Origin of the sequence: Promicromonospora sp. NPDC023805 (genome assembly GCF_040639635.1) — a bacterium.
Taxonomy (GTDB): domain Bacteria; phylum Actinomycetota; class Actinomycetes; order Actinomycetales; family Cellulomonadaceae; genus Promicromonospora.
This window is the reverse complement of sequence record NZ_JBFAAH010000026.1, coordinates 39,637-60,404: the sequence shown is the minus strand read 5'-3', so window position 1 is coordinate 60,404 and position 20,768 is coordinate 39,637. Positions and strand designations below refer to the sequence as shown.

Here is a 20,768-nt window from a genome sequence, read left to right as displayed (position 1 = left end):
GGCGTTGTCGGGCTCAGCGCCAGCGTTGTCGCAGCCGGGGCGCGGCATACGACGACGGGAAGGACTCCCATGTCCGTACGAGCAGTCGGAAGCAGCAACACCGCCATCAAGAGCGTCATCGCCCGCCGGATCATCGACAGCCGGGGCAACCCGACGGTAGAGGTCGACGTCGTCCTGGCGGACGGATCACTGGGGCGCGCGGCAGTCCCGTCGGGTGCCTCCACCGGCGCCCGGGAGGCCGTGGAGCTGCGCGACGGCGACCCCGCACGCTGGCACGGCAAGGGCGTCGACCGGGCAGTGGCCCACGTCAACGGGGAGATCGCGGCAGCGGTGCTCGGCAGGGACGCGACGGACCAGGCGGGTCTCGACGCGGCGCTGGTCGCCCTGGACGGCACCGCAACGAAGTCCCGGCTGGGCGCCAACGCGGTCCTCGGCGTCTCGCTCGCCGCAGCCAAGGCCGCCGCCGCGGCCCACCGTGAGCCCCTGTACCGCTACCTCGGCGGCCCCGAAGCGCACCTCCTGCCGCTGCCGATGATGAACATCGTCAACGGCGGCGCGCACGCCGACAACCCGCTGGACTTCCAGGAGTTCATGATCGCGCCCCTGGGCGCGGACACCTTCGCCGAGGCCGTCCGCATGGGCAGCGAGGTCTTCCACACCCTGCGCAGCGACCTGCTCGCGGCCGGTCACTCCACGGGCGTCGGCGACGAGGGCGGGTTCGCGCCCGCGCTGCGGACCGCCGAGGAGGCGCTGGACTTCGTGCTGGCCGCCATCGAGCGCACGGGCTACCGCCCCGGCACGGACATCGGTCTGGTCATGGACCCGGCGTCGTCGGAGTTCTTCCACGACGGCGTCTACGACTACGCGGGCGAGGGCGTGCGCCGCACCCCCTCCGAGCAGGCCGACTACCTGGCCAAGCTCATCGACGCCTACCCGGTCGTCTCCATCGAGGACCCGATGGCGGAGGACGACCTGGACGGCTGGCGCGAGCTGACCGCCCGCGTCGGCGACCGCTGCCAGCTCACGGGCGACGACGTCTTCTGCACCAACGAGGCGCTGCTGAGCGAGGGCATCCGCACCGGCGTCGGCAACTCGGTGCTGGTCAAGGTCAACCAGATAGGGACGCTCACCGAGGCGCTGGCCACCGTGGCCACCGCCCACCAGGCGGGCTGGACGGTGGTCATGTCGCACCGGTCGGGCGAGACCGAGGACACCACCATCGCCGACCTGGCGGTGGCGACCGGCTGCGGCCAGATCAAGACCGGCTCGCTCTCGCGCTCCGACCGCACGGCGAAGTACAACCAGCTGATCCGCATCGAGGAGGAGCTGGGCGACGCGGCACGCTACGCGGGCCGCTCGGCGCTGCCCCGGTCGTGAGTACCGCCGCCGGCCGCGGTACTGCCAGCGGCCGGCGGCGAGATGATCAACCAGCCGGTCAGCCCTGGTACCGGGTCGCCAGCTGGGGCGTAATGTTTCCCGAGGCCATCTCCAGCTCCGCCTTCGCCAGCCGATCGAGCGGACCGAGGTCCTCGAGCCCGGGCAGGCAGACGACCTCGCCGCTGGTGAAGCCCGCCCACGCGGCCGTGGCGACGTCCTCGGGGGACATCGCGACGGGTACGCGCGAGGCGCCGTCGTTCCATTCGGAGGAGACCAGCCCAGGGCACAGCACCATGGAGTGCACCCCCGTGCCGTCGAGCTCGGTGGCGAGGACACGAGCGAACGCGACGAGCCCGGCCTTCGCGCTCACGTAGAGAGCCCGCTTCGGCATGGCACGGCCGCCGCCCGCCCGAGGCGGAGCCCCTGCGCTGAAGGCGAGGGCCGAGGACACGGTGATGATCCCGCCGCGCCCGCGTTCGAGCATGCCGGGCAGCGCCGCTCGCGCAAGGAACGGCGCCGCGTCGGCGTTCAGGGTCCAGGCGCGGTCCAGGTCCTCCGGGGCGATCTCCTCGAACGGCCCGTACGCGCTGACCCCCGCGTTGGAGACGAGCACGTCGATGTCACCGGCGGCGGCACGGTCGGCCACCAGCTGGATCCCCGCGCGCTCGGAGAGGTCGACCGCGATGACCTCGCTCGCCGCACCGGCGTCCGCCAGCTCCTTCTCGAGCATCTCCAGCCGTTCGCGCCGGCGGGCGACCAGGACCAGGTCGTATCCGTCGGCGGCCAGCGTCGCCGCCAGGGCTGCTCCGATTCCACTGCTCGCGCCGGTGATCAGGGCGACAGGTCGGTCTGACATGGTCTTGCTCCTTGCGGTTCGGGTGATGTCCGTGCGGTCCGTCATGGCTCAACTGTACTCAAACGCGTTACATCTATCAAGTGTTTGATACCACTGAGATGCTTGTAACATGACGCCATGACACGGGACGACGACGAGCCAGTGGGCGGCGACGCGCCGGGCAGGGTGCTCTGGGCCCTGCGCCGGGCCGAGCTCGCGGCCCGCACCCTCAAGAACCAGCAGCTGCGCCCGCTGGGCATGGCAGCAGCGCACTACTCCCTGCTCATGCTGGTCCACACCGAACCCGGCCTCACCGGCGCCGAGCTGGCCCGCCGGCTCGACGTCACGCCCCAGGCGGTCGCGTCCCTCGTCGCGCGGCTGGACGACAAGGGGCAGCTGGAGCGCCGCGCGCATCCCCGCCACCGGCACATCCAGGAGCTGCACCTCACCGACGCCGGCCGGCAGGCGCTGAAGACCGCGGACGGCGCGATCGCCACCATCGAGGACCGGATCACCGAACGGCTGGGACCCGACGAAGCGGCCCGGCTGGTGAGGCTCCTCGACGACGTGATCGACGCCGTCCGCGACACGAAGTGATCAGGAGCGGCGGAATGCGGCGGGTCGCAGCCAGGTGACGCTGCGCCAGAGCCACTCGACCGGACCGTAGACGAAGTGCTTGAGCCAGAGACGGCTCAGCACGGACTGCACGGCGATCACCACCAGGGAGATCACGACGACGGGCGTCACGCTGGTCATCTGCCCGAAGTCCCACAGCTGCGCGACCAGAGCCATCACGATCGCCGCCCCGACATAGTTGGTCAGCGCCATCCGGCCCAGCGGCTCGAACACCGCGGCGATCACCCGTCGCGCGGGCGTGTGCCACAGCAGCGCCAGGCCCGTGACGTACAGCGCGGCCATGACCAGGCCCGCGATACCGCCCGCGTTCGAGAACCGCGGGTCGCCGGGAGCGGTAGTCACCTGCCAGATCAGGGCCGGCACGGTCAGCACGGCGGCAACAGTGAACGCGATGGCGACGGTCTTGCGCGAGGTCTCCAGGACGCGGGGCAGACCGTAGGCCGCAGCACCCGCGCCGAGCAGGATGAGACCGGGGGTCGCGAAAAGGCCTCCGCCTAGCCAGGCGTATGCCAGGCCTGTGAGCGCGACGCCTGCCCCGAGGGTCACCCAGCGCGGTGCGAAGCGGACGACCGGCAGCATCAGCAGGCCGAAGACTGCGTAGTCCACGAGCACGTTGCCGCGGTACGCGAGCATGAGGAGCCCGCCGATCGCCGCGAGCCCGAGCAGCCGACGGACCAGCACGAGGCCCGGGCGTGGGGTCCGGGCGCGTGCGCCGTCGAGCACTATCCACAGGCTCATGCCGAACAGGAAGCAGAAGATCGGCACGAAGCGGGTCTGGACGGTGAGGTACAGCGCGTCCATGACCGGGTCCGGGACGATCGCACCGCCCGCCAGGATGCGGTCCATCCCGGGGCTGATGATGTCGATCGCGTTGACCAGCAGGATCCCGAGGACCGCGAACCCGCGCAGCGAGTCGATGAAGTGCCAGCGCTGCCGCGTCTCTGCCCGCGGAGCCGCTGCGAGTGCAGTGGTTGTGCTCATGCTTCCCATCCAAGCGATCCGATTCCTGCCGGTCGTCAACCCACGGGCCCACGTTCGGTGGTCACGAACTACGGGTGAACCCTGTGTGCAGCGCCCTGTCCGTCAGGGGGCCGGCCCTGACCTCGGGGATCCGGTCTCCGTCGGTCGGGTGGCAGTCACGGTAGTCGTGATGGTGGCGTACGTCGCGGCCAGGCTCGCCAGCAGCCGCAGCCGCTCCTCGGTGGGTGAGCCGGGGTCGGCGGTGTAGATGAGGAACGACAGCCCTGGTTCGGCGGTCAGCTCCACCAGCTGAACTTCCACCTCGCGTTCGCCCGCGACAACGGCGTGACCGAGCAGGAGCTCGTCGAGACCATCACGCACCTCGCGTTCTACACCGGCTGGCCGAGGGCGATGTCCGCGATGACCGTCGCGAAGGCCGTCTTCGCGCCCAAGGAGTGACCGGAGGCCTGTCCCGGAGTGACAAGCAGGTGTCCGCACCGGTGCGGGTGATCGGCAGGATCTCCGTCGAGGATCGAGTTGTGCCTCGGCACCCTGAACGAAGGGAGGACGCCATGGGCGTCAACAAGGAAGAGATCAGCCGGACCATCCTCGAGCTGGAGAAGTCCTTCAACGAGCGCTGGAGCGCCGGCGACAACCGCGGCTACCTGGACAACTACGCCGACGAGCTCACCTACTTCGATCCGATCCTCAAGGACCTGGTAGTCGGCCGTGACGCGACCATCGCGCACATCGACGCGATCTACTCCAACCCGCACATCGTGCGTAGCGAGTACCTCAACCCGGTCGTGCACGTCGGCGACAGCGGCGACCTCGCCGTCCTGGCGTACAACCTGAACACCTACGTGCTCGACGAGAACGGCGAGGAGCAGCAGCTGCGTGCCTGGAACTCCACCGAGGTGTACCGGCTGATCGACGGCGAGTGGCGCATCATCCACTCCAACTGGGCGTTCTCCGAGACCGCGACAGAAGCAACTGCTTCCTGACCTCTCACCTGCCGGATCTCACCTGGCGGAGCCGGCCTCGCCGGCCGCGAAAGCGGCCGGCGTCAGGCCGGTCCGAGCGCGGAAGAACCGTCCGAAGTTCCCGGGGTCGGTGAACCCGAGATGGGTCGCCACGTCCCGGGCGTCCCAGCCGGCGACTCCCAGCAGGCGCCGGGCTTCGAGGAGTCGTCGCTCGTCGATGACCTCACGCGCTCCCTTCCCGGTGGCATCCCGGGTGGCGCGGCTGAGGGTACGGATCGAGCAGCCCAGCAGCCGCGCGTACTCGGCCACATGGTGCAGCTCCCGGAAGCGCAGCTCGAGGACGTCCACGAACCGTGTGTACGTGCTGCCTCTCACCGCCGGCGCCGCGACAGGACCGACGCCGGAAGAGCTCGCGAGGCGGAGCAGCAGGGCTTCGAGCAGGCTGCGCCGTAGTGCATGGTGCACATCGAGCTGACGGCGCCCCAGCGCACGGTGCTCGTCCAGGAGCTGGAACGCCGTCTGCCGCAACCAGGCCTCGTCGTCCGGATGCGGAGTCAGTACCGCAGGAGCCTCGTGCACGGTGACCGGGGCCAGCAGATGGGCGATCTCCGGCGAGAGCACCTCCGGCTCGAACAGGATGAACGGACCGCGGGCGGCGCTCGGCGGGTGCCAGCACTGCGCATGTCCGTGGCGGACCCACAGCCACTGGCCGGGCCCCACGGTCTGCGTGACGTGGTCGACGTCGTGGAGGAGCTCACCCTCGGTGACCAGGATCAGGTAGTGGAACGTGGCGCGGCCCGGACGGGACGTGTCCCACGGCCAGGGATCGTGCTTCGCGAAGAAGTCCTCGATCGTGTTCACCTCGAGGCCGTACGGCGTGCCGACCGGAGGGTCGAACTCGTACAACGGCACCGCCGCCTGCCCCCGGCGTCGACCTCGCGACGCACCCTTGGCGAACGGCCGCCGCTTGTCGATCGTCACGTGTCCACCAATCAGTCGGTCGGGCGACCCGCGCTCCTCAAGGTAGGAGACGAGCGAGGACTTCGCGTGCCAGCGCCGCGGGCTCCTGACCTTCGACGTGCAGCCGAAGGTCGCTCGGCAGGTGCTGCAGGTGCCCCGCGTAGGCCTCGTGATCACCGCGGAGGAAGACCGGATCCTGACTGATCCCGCGTCCGGAGTCGGCCCTCGCCCGGGCGAGCGAGGCGTCGAGGTCGGCGGTCAGCACGACCTGGAAGACGTCGGTGCCCTCGGGCACCTGGTCGAGCACCTGCTGCACCTCCGTCGGGCTCGAGGTGCCCTCGTCTACCACTACGCCGACGCCGGTCCTCAGCCAGGCGCCGACCAGCTGCGCGTGGATCCCATGAGCCCAGTCCCAGCTCGGCAGCGTCGGCAGCGCCATCTCCGCGACGGTGTCGAGGTCGGTGAGCGCGACCGAGAAGCCCTCCAGGCGCAACAGCCGAGCCAGCTCTCCGGCCAGCGTGCTCTTACCCGAGGCGATCGGTCCGCTGATCATCACCAGCCGGGGAATCGCGCGGTCCTGCGTCGTGTCATACACCCGGTGATCGTGCCACGGCCTACTCCTCGTACGAGAACGTCACGCGGCGTTCGAGCACGTCCTGGGCTGCGGACAGCAGGCTCGTCGACCGCGCGAAGGCACGCGCCCGGATCATCGCGGACGCATCGCCGGGGCTGACCCCCAGCTGGGCGACGACCATCCCGATGGCCAGGTGAAAAGGGCTTCGCTCGGACCAGTCGAGCAGGTCGGCATTCCCCAGCAGCACCGCCCCGACGGCGTCGGCCACGAGCTGCAGACCCTCCCGGCTGAGGTCCTGTGGATGAGCGGTCACGTACAGGCTGATCGCCCCGATGACCCGACCGTCCCCGCGCATCGGGATCGCGTACAGCGTCGGGTCACCAGCTACCGACTCGGTCAGCCGGGAGAAGACGGGGTACTCGTCCACCAACGTGCCGATGCGCACATCCACCAGCCGGTCCTCGGCCATCGCCTGAGGCACCGGCCCCTCCCCCAGCACCTCCTGGAGCGGCTCGAGGTCCTCGAACGCGCCTGGCGTGCTGACGGCGGCCTGTTCTCCCGGGCCTGCCGAGACAGTCAGCGCGCCGCCCTGCGCGTCAAAGGTATCGACGCACGCCTCGCACAGCCGCGTCAGCAACGGACGGTCGTCGTCGGTCTCGGCGAGGTTCCGCACGAGCATGCTCAAGAGTTCCGGTGGGTCCATCGGTCCGCACCTCCCCTGCCCCCACCCTCACTCTTGCATCACGACTTTCCAGTCGCATTGCCTGTTTTGTCACCGCACCGTGCCCTGCGAAACAAGGTGGCTGCGGATCAAGGCTGGACCGACGCGGCGACCAGCCAGGCCGTGAGCAGCACGATCACGACCATCAGGGTGGTCTCGCGTCCCGCACTGCGCCGCAGCGTGCTGCCGGCCCGGTGGGAGAGTCCGGCATGGCGCACCACCCCGCGGCGTCGGGCCGTGAGCCTCGGCACGACGCTGAAGTGGTTGTACGTGCCGATCACGGCGACCACCAGGACGACGCCGACCTTGGCCAGCAGCAGGAGTCCCCAGGCGCTCTGCCAGAGCTGCTCCGGGCGATCGATGATGCCGACCGCGAGCACCACCCCGGCCACGCCGACCACCGTGACGGAGAGGGCCGCCACGACGGAGAAGCGAGCGGCCATCAGCGCGGCGTCGAGGTCGTGCCCGTCCCGGTGCCGGGCGCGCAGCAACAGACCCATCGAGACGACGCCGCCCACCCACGTGGCCGCGGCCGCGAGGTGTGCGACGTCGGCGGTCACGACGAGCCACCGTGGCTCGACCGTGTTGCTGTGGCCGCCGAGGACGTGCCCGGCGCCCACCAGCACCGCACCGAGCACGGCGAGCCACGAACCCCGCAAGGTTCGCCGGGCGCCCGCGGCCAGTGCGACAGCACCAGCGGCCTGAAGGCCGACCTCCCGGAGCGTGGTGCCGGTGAGCGAGTCCGCGATCGCCGAGGGTGAGACGGCCGCGGCGAGGTCACCATGGGCGACGAACACCGATCCGGCCAGGACCCGGACGGCGAGCCCGCCGAGGATCAGCACGCCCGCCCAGCGGGCGAGCCGCAGCACCACCGGCGCGTCCGCCTCGTCGCGTCCGCGGAGCACGAAGGCCGTGAACGCCAGGGCACCGGCGGCGACCAGCCCGCTCCAGAGCGTGACGGCGCTGCCGAGCCGGGCGACCGCCGCCGCGACATCGGTCGCCGGACTGTCCATCGCCGACGGTTCGTGGCCCATGTCGTGGTCCATGCCACTCATGTCGTGATCCGTACCGGGGCTCGCGCCCGCCGACGGCGCTCCTGTACCTCCGGCCGGCTCGCTCGGGTCCGCGCCGGCGACGACGAAGCCGAAGGTGCCCTCCAGCGGGTGGCCGTCCTGGGCAGCGGCCGTCCAGGTGACCGTGTAGTCGCCTGCGGGCAGCCCGTCGGACGGCGTCGCCACCAGGGCGAGGCCGTCCTCTGCCGCAGCGACGTCGGCCACGACGGCGCCGTCCGGTCCCTCGATCAGGATCCCCTCGCCGAGCAGGCTCACCGGCAGCGTGAACCGCAGCGTGACCTCGGTGACGGGACCGTCCGACGTCGACCCGGCGGCGGGTGCGGAGGATTCGAGCCGGGTGTGTGCGGTGGCGGACGGCGCGCACCACAGCGCGAGCAGGAGCGCCGCGAGCACCGCGACGGCCGCCCGGATCACGACCGCGCCGGAGCGCCCACCAACAGAGGTTCGGCGCATGTGCGGACTCCTTCGCAGCAGGGGTGGTGCGCCGGCGCGTGCCGGCGCACCACCGGAGGGTCACATCGAGGCGAGGAGATCCTCCATCGTCGCGATCTCGGCCTGCTGGGTGTCGACTATCGTCTGCGCCATCTCCAGCGCGCCCGTGTCCTGGCCGGACTCGATCTCGGTCTGCGCCATCTCTACCGCGCCCTTGTGGTGCGCGATCATCTGCTCCAGGAACAGCCGGTCCGCCTCGGGGCCCGCGGCGTCGGCGAGCGCCTGCATGTCCTCCTCGGACATCATGCCGCTCATCCCTGCGTGGCCCGAGTGCTCAGCGGTGCGCTCGGCGCCCCAGGCGTCGAGCCACTGGCCGAGCTCCTCGATCTCGGGCGCCTGGGCGGCCTTGACCTGGTCGGCGAGCGCCGTGATCCGGGGGTCGGCGTCGGGCTTGGCCAGGACGGCGTCGGCCATCTCGATCGCCTGCTCGTGGTGCGGGATCATCATCTGCGCGAACATGGCGTCCGCGTCGTTGTGCTCTGCGTGCTCGCCGGCCACGGTCGTGGTGTCCTGCGCGGGCTCCTCCCCTGAGCAGCCCGCGAGGGCAAGCGCTCCGGCCAGGGCGATGACAGACATAACGGTTCGCTTCATGGGGTCTTCCTCTAACTCGTCTCTGGGTAGCAGTCACTGACCCGGCCGCGCTGGGCACGGCGGGGCTGTCGGATCGGCGCGGAGCAGGCGCCGGACCCGGGTCTACGTCCGAGAGATACAGAGTTCGTGCAAGGAAGGAGCGGTGCGGGCGCGGACACCGACGAGCGCCGGTGTCAGGGACATCGCCAGCTCGAGCGGGGCCCGCCACAGCAGCCGGCGTACGGGCACGACCAGGGCGAGGAGCGCGACAAGGATCATGAGGCACATCGCCGTCGCGAGGCCGTCGCCGCAACATCCCCCGCAGTCGCCGGTGCCCTGTTCGCCGTGTCCGCCCAGCGTCTCCGCCACAGGGCGGACGACGACTGCGGCGGCGGCGGTGACCTGCTCCGCGACGACCACGGGGGCCTCGTGCGGCACGGCGTGCGAGTGCGTGACCGGTGACCCGCTCATCGAGTGCATGGTGACCACGCCGACGATCACCGTCAGGATCGCCAGCGCGCCCACCGGGCGTCGGCGAGGCCCGGCGACCGCCGAACGAAGAAGCGAGATCACGCGCACGGCACGGAGGCTATCCCACCGCCGATGGGGATGAAACCACGGCTGCGGCCCGCCCTGCCCGTCACCGGCGTAGATCGCGATGTGGCCGGGCGACCAGAGCAGGTCCCCTGGCTGCGCCTGGGACCAGGGCACCTCGGTCCCCGCGCGACTGTGCCGAGATGGTGCCGCCGCGGGATGATGCGCGTACGGCCCGCCGCACCGAGCGGAGCGCCGTCGCACCCGGGGGAAAGAAGAACCATGAACCACACAGCGATAGTCACCGGCGGCGCCGGCGGCATGGGTCTCGCGACAGCGAGGATCCTCGGCCGTGACCATCGCGTCGTCATCGCCGACGTGAACCAGGAACGCCTCGACGACGCGGTGGCCCAGCTGAGCGAGGACGGCGTCGAAGCCGTCTCCGCCCGCTGCGACATCACCAGCCGGGAGTCGGTCGAGGACCTGTTCCGGGACGCCAACTCCGACGGCACTCTGCGCGCGGTCGTGCACAGCGCCGGCGTCAGCCCGCAGATGGGTGACGCCGGGAAGATGATCACCGTCAACGCCCTGGGGACCATCCATGTCACCGAGGCCGCTCTCGCCCTCGCGGGCGAGGGTTTCGCCGTGGTCAACGTGGCCTCGTCCGCCGCTCATATGGCACCCCGGGCCCTGATATCCCACCGCGCCTACCGGCTGGCGTTCACCGACCCCGCCCGCTTCGTGTCCCGGCTCACCGCCCGCGCGAACCTGCTGCCGGGCAACTTGCGCTCCGGGCTGGCCTACGCCCTGAGCAAGAACTTCGTCATGTGGTACTCCCAGGAGATGGCCGCACGGTTCGGCGCCAAGGGCGCACGCATCCTGTCCGTCTCCCCCGGCAGCTTCGACACCACGATGGGCCGGCTGGAGGAGAAGAGCGGATCGCACAAGCTCGTCGAGTACGCCGCCCTGCACCGCTACGGGAAGCCCGAGGAGATCGCCGAGGTCCTCGCCTTCTGCGCCAGCGACCGACCGGGCTACCTCACCGGCGTCGACATCCTGTGCGACGGCGGGACCAAGGCAGGACTCGACCTCAAGGGCACTCTCGCTATGGCCCGAGGCAACTGAGCTCTACCCGGCGCGGCGGGGAATTCCCGTGCGGCCCGTATCGCGCGTCTGCGAGCATGCGCCGCTATGCAGACCAACGACGTCGCCGTCCGCCGTGCGGTCGACTCCGATGCCGCCGCGGTAGCCGAGGTATACCTGCGCTCCTTCACGGCGGCGCTCCCGAGCGTGCGCCGGGCTCACACCGACGACCAGGTCCGATCCTGGTTCCGCGAGGTGGTCGTGCCCGACCAGGAGACGTGGGTCGCGACATTCGAGGGCTCGGTGGTCGGGATGATGGTGGTGGACGGCGAAACCTTGGACCAGCTCTATCTCGACCCTGCCTGGCAGGGTCAGGGCATCGGCGGCCGACTCGTTCACCTGGCAAAACAGCTTCGTCCGGCCGGGTTGGCGCTGTGGACGTTCCAGGTCAACGAGTCGGCGCGGCGCTTCTACGAGCGGCACGACTTCGTGGCTGCCGAGTACACCGACGGTCACGACAACGAGGAGCACGAGCCGGACGTGCGGTACGTGTGGTGCCCCGGTCGGGGGTCAGAAGGACATATCCGTTAGCCACTGTTCGGTGGTGCGCGGGGTCAGGCCGAGCTTCTGCTGGGCGCTGGTGGCATCGTCGATCACGTGGGCAGGCGCTTCCCACAGGCCCTGATAGAGCGCTACGACGCCTGCCGCAGCAGCTTCGCCGACCGCCGAGGCGATGTTCTTGCCGAACTCGGCCGGGACGACGGCCTCGAACACGACCTCCCGGCCGAGGTAGGTGGAGTAGGCAGCGGCGAGGTCCTTGCCGGTGATCCCGGACAGCTGGCCCAGACCGACGATCCCCGTGGTCCTGGTCTTGTTCACCAGCAGCTCGACTGCCGCATCGGCGATGTCCAGGTGCGAGGCCCAGGAGATCGAGATGTCCTCACGGATCGGATAGCGCAGCACCCCGTCACCGCGGACGGCCTCGACCAGCGGGGGCATCAGCAGGTTCTCGAAGAACAGCCGGGGCTCGATCACCGCGTGCGAGATCCCGGCCTCCGCGACACCGGCGATCAGGGAACTGAGGACGGCGTCCTGCCCCTGCGGCGAGGACACCAACCTGCCGCTGGTGGAGATCACCACACGGGCCGGGTTCGCGGTGCGCAGCGCTGCTGCGATGTTCCGCGCCATGGGGCGAAGCACCTCGTCAGGCGCCGCCGGCAGGTGGACGAACACGCCATCGGCGTCGCCGTACGCCCTGGCGAGCGAATCACTCGAGGCGAGGTCGGCGACGACGGTCTCGACCCCCGGGATGCTGGTCTGGTGGTCGCGGGTGAGCGCTGAGACCTCCGCGCCGGCGGCGGTCAGGGCGGAGACGACGGGAGAGCCTTGGGCGCCGGTGGCGCCGTGCACGGTGTATCGCATGACCCATTGGTACACTCGCTGCACCAGTTACATCAATTGCACTAATGGAGGTGCACTGCACCATGGAATCCCGCCGCAAGCTCCCCGAATGCGGGGTCGCCCGCTTCTTCTACCTCCTCGAGGGCCCGTGGGCGAGCCTGATCGTGAAGGAGCTGTTCGAGGGCCCGCGCAGGTTCACCGAGCTGCGCAACGCGCTGCCCGGGATCAGCCCGCACACGCTGACCAGCAGGCTGCGCCAGTTCGAGAGCCACGGCATCGTCACCCGACGCGCCTACGCGGAGATCCCGCCCAGGGTCGAGTACGAGCTGACCGAGCTCGGCCAGCGGCTCCGACCGGTGGTCGCCGCGATGGGCGAGTGGGCGCTCACGGTCCCGGATCCGTCCCTGACCGACGACGACAGCGTCTCCACCCAGGTACGTGCAACTTCGGCCAGTTCCTGACGAGGACCCCACCGACGTCAATACCGTCGTCTCCGCGTCGACCGACTCCAGCTACCTTCCTGCGGGCGGCGCACGTTGATCATCCCCGCAGGGGGGACGGGCTCGCGGCGTCGGGCGCGATGGGATTCGATCAGCAGCATGCCTGCCGCGACCAGAAGGATCGGCAAGGGCGAGGGCTCCGAGGTCACGAAGGTGACGACCGCGGCTGAAGAGCCGGGTGCGATGTCGACGATGCCCCTCTGTCTCACGGGGAGACAGAGGGGCTTGTCCGGTTCGTCCTAGCTGATCTTGCGGCGGTAGGCCGACATCGCGAAGAAGTACGCGACGGCGAGGATGCCGACGCACCAGCCGAGGGCCACCCAGATGTCCGTGCCGACCGGCTGCTGGGCGAGCAGGTCGCGAATCGTGTTCACGATGGAGGTGACGGGCTGGTTCTCGGCGAACCAGCGCACCGGCCCGGGCATGGTCTCCGTCGGGACGAAGGCCGAGCTGATGAAGGGCAGGAAGATCAGCGGGTAGGAGAAGGCGCTCGCGCCGTCCACGGTCTTGGCGGACAGTCCGGCGATGACCGCGAGCCAGGTCAGGGCCAGCGTGAACAGGACCAGGATGCCCGCGACCGCCAGCCAGGCCGGCACACCCGCTCCGGAGCGGAAGCCCAGCAGGAGGCCGACCAGGACGACGACCACCACCGAGACGATGTTGGCGACCAGCGAGGTCAGCACGTGTGCCCACAGGACCGCCGACCGGGCGATCGGCATGGACTGGAACCGCTCGAAGATGCCGCCCTGGAGGTCCAGGAACAGCCGGTAGGCCGTGTAGGCGATGCCCGAGGCGATGGTGATGAGCAGGATGCCGGGCAGCAGGTAGTTGACGTAGTTGTCGGTACCGGTCTGGATCGCACCCCCGAAGACGAAGACGAACAGCAGCATCATGGCGATCGGGGTGACCGCCGTCGTGATGATCGTGTCCGGGCTGCGCAGGATGTGGCTCAGGGACCGGCCGGTCAGGACGGCGGTGTCGCCGAAGAAGTGCTTGGTCATGACAGCTCCTTGCTCGACTCGTCGCTGGTTTCCTTGCTGCCCTTGCCGTTGGTGCCCACGAGCGTGAGGAAGATGTCCTCCAGGGACGGCTGCTTCTCGACGTACTCGACCTTCGCCGGGGGGAGCAGCGCCTTGAGCTCGGCGAGGGTGCCGTTGGCGATGATGCGGCCCTGGTGGAGGATCGCTATCCGGTCGGCGAGCTGCTCGGCCTCGTCGAGGTACTGGGTGGTGAGCAGGACGGTGGTGCCCTGCTTGGCGAGCTCCGCGACGATCTGCCAGACCTCGATGCGGGCCTCGGGGTCGAGCCCGGTGGTGGGCTCGTCGAGGAAGATGATCGGCGGGTTCCCGATCAGGCTCATCGAGATGTCCAGCCGGCGCCGCATGCCACCCGAGTAGGTGCCCGCCTTCCGCGATCCCGCGTCGACCAGGTCGAACCGGGCCAGGAGGTCGTCGGCGATCTTGCCGGGGTCCTTGAGGTGCCGCAGCTTGGCGACCAGGACCAGGTTCTCCCGGCCGGTCAGGACCTCGTCGACCGCCGCGAACTGTCCGGTCAGGCTGATCGACTCCCGGACGCGCTGTGCCTCCGTCGTGACGTCGAACCTGAGGACGGTCGCCGTGCCGGCGTCGGGCCGCAGCAGCGTCGACAGGATCCGCACCATCGTGGTCTTGCCCGCTCCGTTGGAACCCAGCAGCGCGAAGATGCTCCCCCGCGCCACCTCGAAGTCCACGCCCTTCAGGACGTGCAGGTCCTTGTAGGACTTCTCCATACCCCGCACCCGGATCGCAGGTTCGCGCCCTGCTCCGGTCGTTGCCTCGGCACTCATCTGATTCCCTCTCGTCACGTTCTCGCTGGTCACGTTCAGAGGCTGCGGGCAGCGATGTCACCCTGGGTGGTGGTCGCCTGGATCTCCAGGTCAGCGGCGCCGGTGTTCGTGAGCGCGTTCTGGATCCGGCCCATTGAGGTGCCGGCGTCCAGGGAGGCGGAGACGCCGGCGGCGGCGCCCACTGTCACGTTGCCGGCCTGGGTGGTCAGCACGACCTTGCCGCGGACGGCCTCGGTGATGGTGATGTCGCCCTGCATGGTGCTGATCTCTCCGGGACCGTTCAGGCGGCCGACCGAGACGTCACCGGCCTGGGCGGTGAGCCTGACGCTCGCCGCCTCGTCGATCTTGATCGCGCCGTAGGCCTCGTGGGTGACCTCGCCGAACCGGCCGACGCCGCGCAGCTCGGCGGTGGCCGTCTTGCCCTCGACGCCGGAGCCGGCGGGAAGCTGGACGGTCACCTCGATGGCTCCGGAGGCGCCGAGCATCTCGTGCTTCACCGGCGTCACGATCCGCAGGACGCCGTCGGCGTACTCGACGGTCGTCCGCTCCGCGGCCTTCACGTCGCGGCCCTTGGCGGCGTCCGCGGGAAGGACCTCGACGACCGTGTCGGAGCGGTCGGCGGCGATGAGCTGGACCCGTGCGGCGGGGACGTCCAGGACGGCGGTGATCGGGTTCGGGGTGTCGAAGGTCTGCATGGTGTTCAGCTCCTGTGCTCAGCGATGCTCGTACTTTCTGATGTCGGAAACGCTACGTTGCGTTCGCACACCAGGCAACACTCACGTTGCGTTGACTCGATGTTTCTGCAGTTCGAAGCGTATAAATCGTTGCGCTGCATAAGAAGTTAACGCAACCAAGGTTTCGCAGAACGTTGCACTGTTGGAGAGTGAACGCTATTCTGAAGGACCGCACGAGCACCAAGGAGATCGCTATGCCGGGTGGCAGGCTCACCAAGCAGGAACGCCAGCAGATCGCGCTGGGTCTGGCCGACGACCTCGCTTACGCGGAGATCGCGCGACGCCTTGACCGGCCTACCTCGACGGTCACGCGCGAGGTGCTGCGCAACGGCGGCCCCGTCGACTACCGCGCCGACCTGGCCCACCGGGCCGCCGAGCGCCGCACCCACCGGCGCAAACAGACGACGCCCCGCGGGCAGGAGACACTCCCCCAGGCCCACGGACGCGACGCCGAGGCCGTGCGCGAGTTCGAGGAGTCCTTCACCACCCTCTTCATGCAGTCGGGCGTGCCCCGCATCGGCGCCGGAGTGCTGACCTGCCTCCTCACCAGCGACGCGGGCAGCGTCACGGCGGCCGAGCTCGCCCAGCGTCTCGAGGTCAGCCCGGCATCCGTGTCCAAGGCGATCTCGTTCCTCGAGGGCCAGGGCCTCGTCCGCCGTGAGCCCGGCGAAGGTCGCCGCGAGCGCTACGTCGCCGACAACGACGTCTGGTACCAGTCGATCATCGGCACCGCGCAGTCCAACGCCCAGCTCGCCACGTCCGCGCGGGAAGGCGTCAGCGTCCTCGGCCGCGACACCCCGGCCGGCGAACGGCTCGAGAACATCGCCCGCTTCATGGACTTCATCAGCGAGAGCCTCGTGCGCGCGGCGGCGCAGGCTCGCGAGATTCTCCACACGAGGTCCGGGACGCCCTCGGACGACCCGTCCTGAGCGACGACGCGAGAGCGGCCGGGGGCCGCGCTCGGAAGAAAACGTCTCCCGGGCAACGAAGAAACCCCGCTAGACCGGAGCGTTTGCTCTGGTCAAGCGGGGTTTCAGTCTGTGGAGCTAGGGGGATTCGAACCCCCGACCTCTTCTGGGGGTGCCGAGTCCGCGCTCTACAACCGGACCGTCTGGTTCTTGTTCTTGTGGCGAGTCCGCGACCAGCGGGATCGTTGAAATCCTGCGGCTCGCGGGGCTCGCCGTCGAGTCTGGCACTCGTACACAGTGGTACGCAACCGGGCCCACCTAGGCTCGTTCGATGCGCGGCATGCGCGTGGCACAGGACTAATGCGTGGCACATCCGTGGCACAAACTCGTTCGCAATACCAGTCGACATACTCACAAGCACGGGTCGCCGACCAACCGGGCAGGGCCCGCCACGAGGCGGCGAGACTTGGTCCTCACCTGTAACGATCAGGCAGCCCTGGGGACTACTAGGTATGAGGCCTGACGGTCCGAGACAACTGCGACAAGCAAGACGCGCAGCCTGCCACGATGTGGCGGCTGTACGCCCACCGCGTACACGCCTACGCGCTGCGACACGCCGATACGAGTGTCGCTGAGGACGTGGTCGCTGATGTCTTCCTGGTGGCGTGGCGCCGGATCGACGACGTTCCGGAACATGTCACTCTGCCGTGGCTGTTGAGAGCCAGCCGAATCGCAGCGCGCTCTCGCGAGAGCGAGCCACTCCGAAAGGGACGCGCCAGCCGGCATGACAGCCCTCACCAAGCGGACATCCGGAATAGACGACCGTCGTCTCCCTCATCGTGAAGCGTCAGGACGACTTCTTCTCTCGTCAGCGTTGAGGCGCTAGTACCCAAAGACGCTGGCAAGTCACTGTCCAGAAGAGAGACTATGGGTTGAATGCCAAGATCTGCATACTCCCTAAATACACCGAGCAACTTCTCTCGCTTGCGAGGTTCCAGTTGCTCAAATGCACCGTCATGGTACACAAACCTTGGAAACTCCACATCCAAGTACGTGCGAAGCATTGCCAGATCGAACGCTATGCAGAGCAACTTCTTGTACGAAGTGCCTTGATCCCCGCTGGTTGCAGTTCCGCCGTCCCCTATAAACTCGGCGGCAAATTCGAGCCCACCCCTGCTATTCATCTTGATGGCCAGAACAGCATTCTGACCGAGTACCTCGTGAACAATTTCGGTGAAGTAGCGGCGCAGCTGTCCGAATCGACTCTCTTCGTCCGAACTTAGCGCACCAATCAGAGCCTCCACCTCGGTCTCGAGGTGTCCATACTGCTCCTTGATAGCTCGCTCTTCTCGCCGCAGCTCAAGGAGTCTCTCTACAGCTGCACGACGAACTTCAAGCGATTTTAGTTCAGCCCTTTGGGAGACCAGTTCCTGAGACAATTCTTTGTACTTTTGAAGAGAATCCGCCTCACGCAGGAACTCCAGGGAACGAGTGCGTTCCAAGTTGAACTCAATGAGTTCCCTATCAATCTCACCCAACCGCGTCGAAACTTCGACTCGCTGAGCCTCAAGAACTTGTCTGCGTTCCTCCGTAATCGCCCGGTTGAACTCGACGAGTTGCCGATAGTCCCGCACAACTTGATCACCGAACGAAATACCCGCCTCCCGGAACAGCCGTTCGGCATCCTCTGTTCGGAATATGACCTGACTCTCCGCCAACGACTCGTCCAGCCGAACAGCAAGTTGACTCAAGCGGTAGGATTCCTCGTTCAAAGCAGAGATCCTAAGCTCGGTCTGCTCTACGAGATCCGTGGTCTTCCGCGAATCTTCTTCCCTGAAGGAGAAAGTGTCCAGCGAGTCCGACTTGGCCTCCACGTCACGTCGCATAACTGAGATCAAGCCGTCGAGCACCGAAGCGCTAGCACTCTCGCCGCCCCACTCCCTAGTCAGAGCCGCTAAATGCGCCTCTGTCGCAGCCAATTCCTCACGCTTACCATAGAGGTCGATTACCGGCTGAGCATCCATCCCTAACACATGCGCAACAAATGGCTTCCAGTCCTGATGTTTGCCGGAGAATTTTCCCAGTTGGAAGACGTCCATGTAATCGCGCTGCGAACGGATCAGGTAGCCAACCAGTTTCCGAAAACCCCAGGGCTTGAGTGCCTCGATACCGAGCATCCCATCGAGAAGCAATTTTGCACGAGAGAAAGCAAGATTTGTGTGGCTCCAATTCAAGTCGTCGAGTTGAGTGACGTCAGGAACGGACTCGTCGGTCAGTACCAGATCGACGCGCGATCCCGGGTCGACCGGCCGCGATATGGTCAAGAATTTGCCACCAGAGATCTCGACTTCCAAATAGAAAGTGAATCTCTGAAATAGCGCCTCGTGGCGAAAAAGGAAGAAGTCCTTCGCCTTGCTGCGCAGCAAGCAATAGTCGATGAGACTTCCGACTGTCGTCTTCCCGAGGTTGTGGGTATCCAGGGTTCGGTTGGCGGGAATTCTGATCTCCGCAAGAATGGCAGAGAGTCCGTCGTTGAAAACGATGGGCGAGAAAAGCTCAGGCTGATTGGTGTACAGGCGCTTAAGCCGCATCAGTTCCCCACATACTCAAACGTGTCAACAGTGGATCGATATTTGACCAGGCCCAAGATGTACAAAAGGCTGATCGCTGGAGTGAAAAGATACTCAAGATCTCTCACTCGCTCGCCGACCCCATCCCTTAGCTCGTCATAAGTCATTGCTTGATGCTCGGCGAGTGCACCCAACATTGCAGTCGCTGCAGCCAATACCGTGCCATCCGGATGTGAGTGCTTATTCGGCAGTAGCATCTTGTACCTCCCCGATGTCACAATGCCAATACATATAGAACAACATTGCTCGGGTGGTCCGACGGTTGGCCGATAGAACACCGTCACGCTTGAACAGTAGATCGATCAGATAGTTATATACGTGATCAAAGGTTTGGTACTCTTGGCGATGAGCAACGATCTTTAGCTGGAAGTCCTCGACCGCCGCTTCGTAGCGCTTCCGGATATCTGAATTCGCCGGAGAGGCCAAGAAGTCTTGGATCTGCGGCACTAGGCCCATGTAGTTTCGTACGAGCGTCCTAGAGAACGCAGGCGTCATCCCGTTCAGCAGGTCCTTCTCATTCAGAGAAACCCTGCCCATTACGGCAGAGTCCCCCAGTAGAGACGGTGCCGACAGCACATCCGCGATCCCCAGAATCACTTCTGCAAATTCACGGCTTGAGACAAGAAGGGGGCCATCGATTGGATCGATCCGCGCGAGGCGGAGGAGGTCGGGGTACTCGTGGACCATATCGTCGAGGAACTCAATCCCCGCTAGATGAATCCGATCGTGCAGGACTCCAGCATCATCAGAGATTCGCTTTATGATCCTCGGCCCTGCGACTCCACCGACCCGGCGATTTGTCACAAGGAAGTAGTTATCGAGGTCATTTCCTCGCGCGAGCGATTTAATGCGAACTATTTCGTGTGAGATGACCGATGTGTCGGCGTCGCTCCCGAAATCGGAGTCGCTGACGTGGGCATTAATCGCATTAGTGTGTTTCGCTTGACCTACAGTCGTACCCACCCATGCTCCAGCGGCACTCGGGAACCTCTCCGCAGTGCCTCGGAAGCGTGCATCCCGCCCCCCATCGGGCCCCGCCGCGAAAGACTCGACCCCTGGCCCGAAGAGCTTGCGCATGACTTGGACCACCAGTCGCTCAAACTGGGAGTCATCCAAGTCTTCGTATGGGTAGGCCACGTTGGCACCCTACCGTTGCAGGTAGCCTCCGGGCGGGCGATATTTTCCATGTGTCATGATGCCCACTCGGGGGCAACGCTCACATGTGTGTCCGGATTGCGACCACTGATTCGACGGGTCTGCCGATCCGACTGCCGCAGCGATGATTGACACGCGACACAATCATCCGGCCCAGCGGGCGAGCCACGCCCAAAGCGCCTCAACGGGCAGGTTATCGTCCCGTTCGCGAGCTGGGTGGCGAGGAGTCCCCCCTGAGGCGGAGCTGGCAGCCCGTCGGCGACAGGGCTCACCATCGGGCAAGCACGACACCCGAGTGTCGGTGAACCGCCCTACCCTCTCTGCATGGAGTGGACTGACTGGCTCGCCCTTATCTCTGCCTCGGCTCTCGTTTCGGCTGCCGTGTCGTCGCTGGTCCAGTGGGGCACCGGTCTGCACCGCGACCGCGCGACGGCGAAGCGTGACCGGCTCTACCTCGCTGTCGCAGACCTGATCGCTGCCGAGAGTATCCGGTGGGATGTCGAAGACCGCACCGAGTCCGCCTTCCATCTGCACCTGCGCGCAATGGAGAGGGGCGAGAACACCGAACGAGCAGAGCGCGAACTAACAGAGGCACGCGAGTCGTGGCTACCCGCCCTGATCGACTCCCGCAACGCTCTGGCCCGCATCCGCATGGTCTCCGCCGATGTCGGCGAGGCTGCCGCAGCCCTCGTCGACATGAGCGCGCACCGCGCGAACCCGGACGAGCGGGCTGTGGCGGTCGATGCTCTCGTGACAGCCGCGCGGAAGGAGCTTGGGTTCGGGTGAGCCGAGGTGGCTAGGCGCGCCTGGGTGGCGC

Annotated in this window: 25 protein-coding genes; 9 read left to right on the top strand and 16 right to left on the bottom strand. The window is 67.4% G+C overall.

Annotated features, from left to right (window positions below; genetic code table 11):
* Positions 1-69 precede the first annotated feature (69 nt).
* Positions 70-1,377 (top strand): phosphopyruvate hydratase, encoded by a 1,308-nt coding sequence (eno, locus tag AB0F70_RS22150; protein WP_357453386.1) that lies wholly within the window; start codon positions 70-72, stop codon positions 1,375-1,377.
* 58 nt (positions 1,378-1,435) lie between these two features.
* On the opposite strand, the gene AB0F70_RS22145 is transcribed toward eno, so the two are convergent.
* Positions 1,436-2,233 carry an SDR family NAD(P)-dependent oxidoreductase gene (locus AB0F70_RS22145; RefSeq protein WP_357453383.1) on the bottom strand — a complete coding sequence of 266 codons (798 nt, stop codon included), beginning with the start codon at positions 2,231-2,233 and terminating at the stop codon, positions 1,436-1,438.
* Positions 2,234-2,350: 117 nt separating this feature from the next.
* Here AB0F70_RS22145 and AB0F70_RS22140 point away from each other — a divergent pair, with 117 nt between their 5' ends.
* Complete coding sequence (locus tag AB0F70_RS22140; RefSeq protein WP_357453380.1) at positions 2,351-2,809, top strand: MarR family transcriptional regulator; 459 nt, start codon at positions 2,351-2,353, stop codon at positions 2,807-2,809.
* On the opposite strand, the gene AB0F70_RS22135 is transcribed toward AB0F70_RS22140, so the two are convergent.
* Together AB0F70_RS22135 and AB0F70_RS22130 are read right to left on the bottom strand one after the other, a co-directional pair.
* Positions 2,810-3,829 carry a DUF418 domain-containing protein gene (locus AB0F70_RS22135; RefSeq protein WP_357453375.1) on the bottom strand — a complete coding sequence of 340 codons (1,020 nt, stop codon included), beginning with the start codon at positions 3,827-3,829 and terminating at the stop codon, positions 2,810-2,812.
* A gap of 102 nt (positions 3,830-3,931) precedes the next feature.
* Positions 3,932-4,129: a hypothetical protein gene (locus AB0F70_RS22130; protein ID WP_357453372.1), complete on the bottom strand. Its 198-nt coding sequence runs from the start codon at positions 4,127-4,129 to the stop codon at positions 3,932-3,934.
* Between the two features lie 24 nt (positions 4,130-4,153).
* Here AB0F70_RS22130 and AB0F70_RS22125 point away from each other — a divergent pair, with 24 nt between their 5' ends.
* Together AB0F70_RS22125 and AB0F70_RS22120 are read left to right on the top strand one after the other, a co-directional pair.
* The gene (locus tag AB0F70_RS22125) at positions 4,154-4,267 is read left to right on the top strand and encodes a carboxymuconolactone decarboxylase family protein (RefSeq protein ID WP_357453370.1); all 114 of its coding nucleotides are present in this window, start codon (positions 4,154-4,156) and stop codon (positions 4,265-4,267) included.
* 113 nt (positions 4,268-4,380) lie between these two features.
* Positions 4,381-4,812, top strand: coding sequence for a DUF4440 domain-containing protein (locus AB0F70_RS22120; protein WP_357453367.1), 432 nt, complete (start codon positions 4,381-4,383; stop codon positions 4,810-4,812).
* A gap of 18 nt (positions 4,813-4,830) precedes the next feature.
* Here the strand turns inward: AB0F70_RS22120 and AB0F70_RS22115 are convergent, their stop codons facing one another.
* The 6 genes from AB0F70_RS22115 to AB0F70_RS22090 form a co-directional block, all read right to left on the bottom strand.
* Positions 4,831-5,772, bottom strand: a complete 942-nt coding sequence (locus AB0F70_RS22115; RefSeq protein ID WP_357453364.1) for an AraC family transcriptional regulator — start codon at positions 5,770-5,772, stop codon at positions 4,831-4,833.
* Positions 5,773-5,809: 37 nt separating this feature from the next.
* Positions 5,810-6,346 carry an AAA family ATPase gene (locus tag AB0F70_RS22110; RefSeq protein ID WP_357453360.1) on the bottom strand — a complete coding sequence of 179 codons (537 nt, stop codon included), beginning with the start codon at positions 6,344-6,346 and terminating at the stop codon, positions 5,810-5,812.
* A 19-nt stretch (positions 6,347-6,365) separates the two neighbouring features.
* The gene (locus AB0F70_RS22105) at positions 6,366-7,028 is read right to left on the bottom strand and encodes a GAF domain-containing protein (protein WP_357453357.1); all 663 of its coding nucleotides are present in this window, start codon (positions 7,026-7,028) and stop codon (positions 6,366-6,368) included.
* Positions 7,029-7,135: 107 nt separating this feature from the next.
* Complete coding sequence (locus AB0F70_RS22100) at positions 7,136-8,572, bottom strand: copper resistance CopC family protein (RefSeq protein ID WP_357453354.1); 1,437 nt, start codon at positions 8,570-8,572, stop codon at positions 7,136-7,138.
* 60 nt (positions 8,573-8,632) lie between these two features.
* Positions 8,633-9,202 (bottom strand): DUF305 domain-containing protein, encoded by a 570-nt coding sequence (locus tag AB0F70_RS22095; RefSeq protein WP_357453351.1) that lies wholly within the window; start codon positions 9,200-9,202, stop codon positions 8,633-8,635.
* 102 nt (positions 9,203-9,304) lie between these two features.
* Positions 9,305-9,760 (bottom strand): DUF6153 family protein, encoded by a 456-nt coding sequence (locus AB0F70_RS22090; RefSeq protein ID WP_357453348.1) that lies wholly within the window; start codon positions 9,758-9,760, stop codon positions 9,305-9,307.
* A 237-nt stretch (positions 9,761-9,997) separates the two neighbouring features.
* On the opposite strand from AB0F70_RS22090, the gene AB0F70_RS22085 reads away from it, so the two are divergent.
* Complete coding sequence (locus AB0F70_RS22085; protein ID WP_357453345.1) at positions 9,998-10,840, top strand: SDR family oxidoreductase; 843 nt, start codon at positions 9,998-10,000, stop codon at positions 10,838-10,840.
* 66 nt (positions 10,841-10,906) lie between these two features.
* The gene (locus AB0F70_RS22080) at positions 10,907-11,389 is read left to right on the top strand and encodes a GNAT family N-acetyltransferase (protein WP_357453341.1); all 483 of its coding nucleotides are present in this window, start codon (positions 10,907-10,909) and stop codon (positions 11,387-11,389) included.
* Here AB0F70_RS22080 and AB0F70_RS22075 read toward each other — a convergent pair.
* Positions 11,369-12,220, bottom strand: a complete 852-nt coding sequence (locus AB0F70_RS22075) for an NmrA family NAD(P)-binding protein (RefSeq protein WP_357453338.1) — start codon at positions 12,218-12,220, stop codon at positions 11,369-11,371. The genes AB0F70_RS22080 and AB0F70_RS22075 overlap by 21 nt on opposite strands.
* 62 nt (positions 12,221-12,282) lie before the next feature.
* Between AB0F70_RS22075 and AB0F70_RS22070 the strand changes: the two genes are divergently transcribed.
* Entirely contained in the window at positions 12,283-12,660 is a 378-nt protein-coding gene (locus tag AB0F70_RS22070; protein WP_357453335.1) for a helix-turn-helix domain-containing protein, read from the top strand.
* Positions 12,661-12,938: 278 nt separating this feature from the next.
* Here AB0F70_RS22070 and AB0F70_RS22065 read toward each other — a convergent pair whose 3' ends face one another.
* Genes AB0F70_RS22065 through AB0F70_RS22055 form a run of 3 tightly spaced genes read right to left on the bottom strand, consistent with a single transcriptional unit; the run spans position 12,939 to position 15,219 of the window.
* Entirely contained in the window at positions 12,939-13,700 is a 762-nt protein-coding gene (locus AB0F70_RS22065) for an ABC transporter permease (protein ID WP_357453332.1), read from the bottom strand.
* Entirely contained in the window at positions 13,697-14,524 is an 828-nt protein-coding gene (locus AB0F70_RS22060; RefSeq protein ID WP_357453329.1) for an ATP-binding cassette domain-containing protein, read from the bottom strand. Before AB0F70_RS22060 ends, AB0F70_RS22065 begins: the two co-directional genes overlap by 4 nt.
* 35 nt (positions 14,525-14,559) lie before the next feature.
* A complete protein-coding gene (locus tag AB0F70_RS22055) occupies positions 14,560-15,219 on the bottom strand; it encodes a DUF4097 family beta strand repeat-containing protein (protein ID WP_357453326.1) in 660 nt (219 codons plus the stop codon).
* A 188-nt stretch (positions 15,220-15,407) separates the two neighbouring features.
* On the opposite strand from AB0F70_RS22055, the gene AB0F70_RS22050 reads away from it, so the two are divergent.
* Positions 15,408-16,187, top strand: coding sequence for a helix-turn-helix domain-containing protein (locus AB0F70_RS22050; protein ID WP_357453323.1), 780 nt, complete (start codon positions 15,408-15,410; stop codon positions 16,185-16,187).
* Positions 16,188-16,960: 773 nt separating this feature from the next.
* Here the strand turns inward: AB0F70_RS22050 and AB0F70_RS22045 are convergent.
* The 3 genes from AB0F70_RS22045 to AB0F70_RS22035 all read right to left on the bottom strand — a co-directional run bounded on the left by AB0F70_RS22045 (position 16,961) and on the right by AB0F70_RS22035 (position 19,933).
* Positions 16,961-18,757, bottom strand: a complete 1,797-nt coding sequence (locus tag AB0F70_RS22045) for a DUF2326 domain-containing protein (RefSeq protein WP_357453320.1) — start codon at positions 18,755-18,757, stop codon at positions 16,961-16,963.
* Positions 18,757-18,903 carry an ABC-three component system middle component 8 gene (locus AB0F70_RS22040; RefSeq protein WP_357453493.1) on the bottom strand — a complete coding sequence of 49 codons (147 nt, stop codon included), beginning with the start codon at positions 18,901-18,903 and terminating at the stop codon, positions 18,757-18,759. The genes AB0F70_RS22045 and AB0F70_RS22040 overlap by 1 nt, the downstream gene beginning before the upstream one ends.
* Positions 18,904-18,976: 73 nt before the next feature.
* Positions 18,977-19,933: an ABC-three component system protein gene (locus AB0F70_RS22035; protein WP_357453317.1), complete on the bottom strand. Its 957-nt coding sequence runs from the start codon at positions 19,931-19,933 to the stop codon at positions 18,977-18,979.
* Positions 19,934-20,275: 342 nt separating this feature from the next.
* Here AB0F70_RS22035 and AB0F70_RS22030 point away from each other — a divergent pair, with 342 nt between their 5' ends.
* Positions 20,276-20,737: a hypothetical protein gene (locus AB0F70_RS22030; RefSeq protein WP_357453314.1), complete on the top strand. Its 462-nt coding sequence runs from the start codon at positions 20,276-20,278 to the stop codon at positions 20,735-20,737.
* Positions 20,738-20,768: the final 31 nt, after the last annotated feature.

Excerpts from the sequence above, each read along its gene's own strand:
- AB0F70_RS22140 (WP_357453380.1), top strand. The coding sequence starts at position 2,351 with ATGACACGGGACGACGACGAGCCAGTGGGCGGCGACGCGCCGGGCAGG.
- AB0F70_RS22145 (WP_357453383.1), bottom strand. The coding sequence starts at position 2,233 with ATGTCAGACCGACCTGTCGCCCTGATCACCGGCGCGAGCAGTGGAATC.
- AB0F70_RS22085 (WP_357453345.1), top strand. The coding sequence starts at position 9,998 with ATGAACCACACAGCGATAGTCACCGGCGGCGCCGGCGGCATGGGTCTC.
- AB0F70_RS22105 (WP_357453357.1), bottom strand. The coding sequence starts at position 7,028 with ATGGACCCACCGGAACTCTTGAGCATGCTCGTGCGGAACCTCGCCGAG.
- AB0F70_RS22080 (WP_357453341.1), top strand. The coding sequence starts at position 10,907 with ATGCAGACCAACGACGTCGCCGTCCGCCGTGCGGTCGACTCCGATGCC.
- AB0F70_RS22100 (WP_357453354.1), bottom strand. The coding sequence starts at position 8,572 with ATGCGCCGAACCTCTGTTGGTGGGCGCTCCGGCGCGGTCGTGATCCGG.
- AB0F70_RS22060 (WP_357453329.1), bottom strand. The coding sequence starts at position 14,524 with ATGAGTGCCGAGGCAACGACCGGAGCAGGGCGCGAACCTGCGATCCGG.
- AB0F70_RS22040 (WP_357453493.1), bottom strand. The coding sequence starts at position 18,903 with ATGACTTATGACGAGCTAAGGGATGGGGTCGGCGAGCGAGTGAGAGAT.
- AB0F70_RS22055 (WP_357453326.1), bottom strand. The coding sequence starts at position 15,219 with ATGCAGACCTTCGACACCCCGAACCCGATCACCGCCGTCCTGGACGTC.
- AB0F70_RS22120 (WP_357453367.1), top strand. The coding sequence starts at position 4,381 with ATGGGCGTCAACAAGGAAGAGATCAGCCGGACCATCCTCGAGCTGGAG.
- AB0F70_RS22095 (WP_357453351.1), bottom strand. The coding sequence starts at position 9,202 with ATGAAGCGAACCGTTATGTCTGTCATCGCCCTGGCCGGAGCGCTTGCC.
- AB0F70_RS22045 (WP_357453320.1), bottom strand. The coding sequence starts at position 18,757 with ATGCGGCTTAAGCGCCTGTACACCAATCAGCCTGAGCTTTTCTCGCCC.
- AB0F70_RS22135 (WP_357453375.1), bottom strand. The coding sequence starts at position 3,829 with ATGAGCACAACCACTGCACTCGCAGCGGCTCCGCGGGCAGAGACGCGG.
- AB0F70_RS22075 (WP_357453338.1), bottom strand. The coding sequence starts at position 12,220 with ATGCGATACACCGTGCACGGCGCCACCGGCGCCCAAGGCTCTCCCGTC.
- AB0F70_RS22065 (WP_357453332.1), bottom strand. The coding sequence starts at position 13,700 with ATGACCAAGCACTTCTTCGGCGACACCGCCGTCCTGACCGGCCGGTCC.
- AB0F70_RS22030 (WP_357453314.1), top strand. The coding sequence starts at position 20,276 with ATGGAGTGGACTGACTGGCTCGCCCTTATCTCTGCCTCGGCTCTCGTT.
- eno (WP_357453386.1), top strand. The coding sequence starts at position 70 with ATGTCCGTACGAGCAGTCGGAAGCAGCAACACCGCCATCAAGAGCGTC.
- AB0F70_RS22070 (WP_357453335.1), top strand. The coding sequence starts at position 12,283 with ATGGAATCCCGCCGCAAGCTCCCCGAATGCGGGGTCGCCCGCTTCTTC.